At 67.7% G+C, this 1,707-nt stretch carries 1 protein-coding gene; it reads left to right on the top strand.

The window, feature by feature from the left end; genetic code table 11:
- On the top strand, positions 1-1,707 hold a 1,707-nt coding region (locus EES42_RS45920), incomplete at both ends, for an RHS repeat-associated core domain-containing protein (protein ID WP_241196187.1).

Below are 1,707 nucleotides of genomic sequence, written 5' to 3'. Positions count from 1 at the left end.
AAGCTGCTCTACGGCTACGACGAGATCGGCCGCAAGACCGGCCTGTGGCAGACCACGAGGACGGACGCCAACAAACTCGCTCAGTGGACCTTCGACACCCTACTCAAGGGCAAGCCCACCGCCTCCACCCGCTATGTCGGCGGCACCACCGGGCAGGCCTACACCAAGCAGGTCACGGCCTACGACACCCTCGGCCGCGCCATCACCACTGACGTCGTGCTGCCCAGCGACGACCCGCTGGTCACGTCCGGTGCGGTGCAGTCCACGCTTACGTTCGGCGCTGCCTACTTCGTCGACGGCAGTCTCAGCAACACCAAGGAGCCGGGGGCCGGTGGGCTTCCCAAGGAGATCATCGGAGTCGGTTACAGGTCTGACCTGCCCGTCAAACTCACCGGAGCGAACACCTACCTCGTCGACGCCTCCTACTCCGCCCTCGGCCAGGCCGAACAGCTCACCCTCGGTGCAAGTGACAAGAACACCTACATCACCAACAAGTACGAGGCAGGCACGGGCCGTCTTACCCGCAGCCACGTCACGGACCAGACCCACCCGTACATGCTGCAGGACCTCAACTTCACCCAGGACGACGCGGGCAACGTCCAGTCCATCTTCGATCCCACCACCCTCGGCGACACCACCAAGGCCGACAACCAGTGCTTCAGCTACGACGCCAACCGGCGCCTGACCGAGGCCTGGACCCCCAAGACCGCCGACTGCGCCACCGGCGGCCGCACCACCGCCAACCTCGACGGCGCCGCCCCGTACTGGACCAGCTACACCTACAACAACGCCGGCCAGCGCGACACCGAGACCAACCACGCGGCCACGGGCGACGCCACCACCACGTACGGATACAAGACACCGGTCGGCCAGCCCCACCCGCTCGTCAAGACGACGGGCGCCAAGGCCGCCACGTACGAGTACGACAAGGCGGGCAACACCACATCCCGTCCCGGCACCCAAGGCACTCAGACCCTGGGCTGGAACACCGAGGGCGAACTCGCCTCCACCACCGAACCGGCATCCGGCACCAAACCCGCCCTGGGCACCACCTACCTCTACGACGCCGACGGCGAACTCCTCATCCGCCGCGCGACCGGAGACGGCGACACCGTCCTCTACCTCGGAGCCACCGAAGTACGCCTCACCACCAAGGGCGCGACCAAGACGATCACCGGCACCCGCTACTACAGCGCGGCTGGCCAGACCATCGCGGTCCGCACAACGTCCGGCGCCGCGGGCAGCAAGCTCAACTTCCTCGCCGCCGACCACCACGGCACCAGCAGCCTCGCCATGGACGCCACTACTCAGGACGCCACCAAGCGGTACACCACCCCCTTTGGCGCCTCGCGCGGTGCGAAGTCCACGACCTGGCCCGACGACAAGGCCTTCCTGGGCAAGCCCGCCGACACGACTACCGGCCTCACCCACATCGGCGCCCGCGAATACGACCCGTCCATCGGCCAGTTCATCAGCATCGACCCGGTACTGGACCCCGCCCAGCACCAGTCCTTGAACGGCTACGCATACGGCAACAACAGCCCGGTCACGTCCGCAGACCCCACCGGCATGTGGATCGACGACGGCACGGGCCACAGCGAGCCCCGGCGCGACGGTGGGCCGACAGGGCCGGCTGGGCCGTCAAGTCCGACGCTGAGGAAGTCCGGAGGTACTCACGGCGGTGGCGGTGGCGGTGGCGGTGGCGGT

It is taken from the genome of Streptomyces sp. ADI95-17 (genome assembly GCF_003846175.1).
Classification (GTDB): Bacteria; Actinomycetota; Actinomycetes; order Streptomycetales; family Streptomycetaceae; genus Streptomyces; species Streptomyces sanglieri.
Note: the sequence above shows the minus strand (reverse complement) of the source record. Positions and strands in the feature narration are given on the sequence as shown.